General features: G+C 37.9%; 4 protein-coding genes. 1 reads left to right on the forward strand and 3 read right to left on the reverse strand.

Annotated elements, in window-relative coordinates:
• Positions 1 to 91: 91 nt before the first annotated feature.
• Complete coding sequence (gene speD, locus V7149_RS25960; protein WP_335348436.1) at positions 92 to 898, forward strand: adenosylmethionine decarboxylase; 807 nt, start codon at positions 92 to 94, stop codon at positions 896 to 898.
• 255 nt (positions 899 to 1153) lie between these two features.
• On the opposite strand, the gene V7149_RS25965 is transcribed toward speD, so the two are convergent.
• From V7149_RS25965 to V7149_RS25975, 3 genes are all read right to left on the reverse strand, one after another.
• Positions 1154 to 2077, reverse strand: coding sequence for a MerR family transcriptional regulator (locus tag V7149_RS25965; RefSeq protein WP_335348437.1), 924 nt, complete (start codon positions 2075 to 2077; stop codon positions 1154 to 1156).
• Positions 2078 to 2304: 227 nt separating this feature from the next.
• Positions 2305 to 2589, reverse strand: a complete 285-nt coding sequence (locus V7149_RS25970) for a hypothetical protein (protein ID WP_335348438.1) — start codon at positions 2587 to 2589, stop codon at positions 2305 to 2307.
• Between the two features lie 70 nt (positions 2590 to 2659).
• Positions 2660 to 3106 carry an OsmC family protein gene (locus V7149_RS25975; RefSeq protein WP_335348439.1) on the reverse strand — a complete coding sequence of 149 codons (447 nt, stop codon included), beginning with the start codon at positions 3104 to 3106 and terminating at the stop codon, positions 2660 to 2662.
• Positions 3107 to 3220 lie beyond the last annotated feature (114 nt).

Below are 3220 nucleotides of genomic sequence, written 5' to 3' on the forward strand. Positions count from 1 at the left end.
GTTTTGTTTTATAAAAACTAATGGATGGAAGTGATGTTGGGCAATATAACAATATTTACAATGTTTCATAATTAATAAGGGGGAATGGATTTTGAGCTTAACTCCGGATGAACGAGTTGAACTGCATGGATTTAATAACTTAACAAAATCGTTAAGTTTCAATATGTATGATATTTGTTATACAAGAACGAAGGAAGAGAGAGAGGCTTACATAGAGTACATTGACGAAGAATATAGCGCCGAAAGGCTAACCAAAATCCTTAAGAATGTTTCAGACATCATTGGAGCTCATGTATTGAATATTGCCCAACAAGACTTTGTTCCACAAGGTGCAAGTGTAACTTTACTTGTTTCTGAAGGCCCAGTTGTTGAGGTTCCGATTGAATCCTATTCAGAAACACCAGGACCATTGCCGGAATCAGTTGTGATGCAGCTTGATAAAAGCCATATCACTGTTCATACCTATCCTGAATATCACCCTTCTGAAGGAATTAGCACGTTTCGGGCAGATATTGACGTATCTACATGTGGGGAAATATCTCCTTTGAAGGCATTAAATTTCTTAATTCATTCTTTTGATACAGATATTATGACAATTGATTTCCGCGTTCGCGGATTTACACGGGATAAAGATGGACAAAAGCTCTTTATTGATCAAAATATAAGCTCGATCCAAAACTACATCCCTGAGGAAATCAAAAATGAATTTGACATGATTGATGTCAATATTTATCAGTCACATATTTTCCATACAAAATGCCGCATTCGAGATTTCGATTTGAATAATTACCTCTTTGGATACACGAAGGACACCCTTAGCCCTGAGGAAGTAGAGGAAATCACAGAGAAGCTCACAATAGAAATGGACGAAATTTTTTACGGGACGAATATGAAATAAAGGTAGATTTGATGCAGTAGTTAGGAAATGCTATAAAACTTGTCCAAATAATCAGGTTTACCGGACAGGTTTCATCGTTTTACCCAAAACCTGTCCAAATAATGAGGTTTACTGGACGGGTTTCAGTGTTTTATGCAAAACCTGTCCAAATAACTAGGTTTACTGGACAGGCTTCAGTTGTTTACCCAAATCCTGTCCAAATATCTCATTGATTTAGACGGAAATAGAGAATTCATCAAAAGCTGCAGATTTTTGTTAACCCCAGAACTTCCACCATGGTTTTTCAACTTTCTCTGCAGCAGCTGCAGCTTTTCGGAAGCTGACGATTAAATCTTGAAACATCATTTCCCGCTGATGGACATCTTCCCAATATTGCTCCCGTTCGCGCGTAATCGTTTCAATGTAGATTTCTCTATCAGTGTTCAGAGTTTCAATTAACGCACTAATCTCCGTATGCGTAACCTCGGCAGAACTTGAGATATAATGAATCATCGTCTTAAATTCTTCTGAAGCCGCTTCAGAAGATTCTGTAACACGATGAACTAAAGAGCGCAGCTGTTCGGAAGTGCCTTTCGAAGCTTTCGTAACCCTTTTCGATAGAGCTTCGAGCGATTCGGAAGTATGTTCCGAAGCATTATGTATATGATTTGAAAGCTCGTGGATTTCAAGCTTCGTCTTTTCATTCGATTTATATATGGAGTCAGATAGACTTTTCACGGTGTGAAGCGATCCCTTCGAAATTTCTTTCTTTACCTCTTCCAAAACTTCTTTGCGAATGCTTGTCCGAATTTCCGCTCTGACATCATCAATTAACTGATTTCTAAAGGATTCCATTGCTCCATAAACCATGGATATATCCGGAACTTCCTCTCTGCTGCGGATTTCTTCCGAAATGGGAGCCAGTGAGGTTTCGATTGATTCGGAAGGTGATTCCGAAACCTTATGTTGGGAAATTAAATCTTTAATCATTTCCTTACTTAAGTTTTTATTGCGCATCTGCTTAATGGTTTCAAGTAGTTTGATTTCCTCATCCGTATAGAATCGTGCCCCTTGCTTAGAGCGGGGGATTACTAGCAGTCCATCTAAATCCTTTTCCCATTGCCGCAGTGTTCCAGGGGGTATATTTATCAATTTTGATACTTCCTTAATCGTATAGGCTTTAACGAATTGATTTGGCATTGGTTCTCCATCCCTTTCTGTCTTTAGTCGTTATGAATATTTCGGAAGGCCTTTCCGAGTTAATTTTTCTATGTAAGAGTTATTCAGCAAAGGCTATCCCTTTTTCCTGCAACATGACAAAAGCTATCAAAACAAGACGGAATTCTGCAGAATTAGGAGATTTCGACAGCGAAGATTAGATTAAGTGAAAAAAAGAAGAGCAAACAGTAGTTGCTGTTCGCCCTCCTCTAATTATGTGGAAAGTAAATATCTAATTTGCCTGATGTTTTTCTTAGTGTGAAATAATGCTGAAAAGCACTATTAATAAAAAAATCCGGATATTCCTGTAAACAAATGGTGTATTTAAAGCCATCCTTCCGTTTAAAGATAAGTTGTTCATTAGTCACAAGGATTGAGTCGAAATGAAAACCTTCTCTTTTCCATAGGAAATCGTCATCTTCATAATAGTTGAGAATAACTTGACCTTGGATAAATTCCGATAGTACCCCTAAATGTTCGATTCTTTTTTCCATACTCTAAGCACATGCCCCCCACAGCCGCATTGGTCAACTAAGTGTTTTTTAAATCAAAGGATAGACGTCACTACTGTCTAATGATTGTTGTCTCTAATTCAATTTCAACATTGCCTTTTAATGCTCGGGAGATCATACAGGAAGTTTCTGCTTTTTGGGCTAATTTTAGAGCTAAAGCTTCATTTTTTTCTGTTGCTTCACGTTTTAGAATGATAACCGGGCGGTGAATGATTTTTTTGTAAGTGATCACACCTTTTGTTACATCAACTATCCCTACAGATTCCATTGACAAATCAACTTTTTCTAGCTTACTGCGTTCCATCATAGCAGCCAAAGTAATGATGTAGCAAGTTGCAGCGGCTCCAAGTAGCATTTCATCCGGGTTAGTTCCAATTCCAGGACCATCCATTTCTGGCGGGATGGAAACCTTTGTCTTCAATTGACCAGCTTCGATTACTCCCACATCGTTTCTAAGCCCTGGCCAATGTGCTTTTAAATGAAAATGGTGTTCAGCCATTGTAAAATCCTCCTTGAAAACTTACTTTTCGTATTAATTTTACGATAGTTTGATGAAAAGAAGGCTACTTTCTTCAAGTTTTTCATCAATAACGGATTCTGTGTCCTATTCATT

This window comes from Bacillus sp. JJ1503, from assembly GCF_036965125.1.
Lineage (GTDB): Bacteria > Bacillota > Bacilli > Bacillales > Cytobacillaceae > Cytobacillus.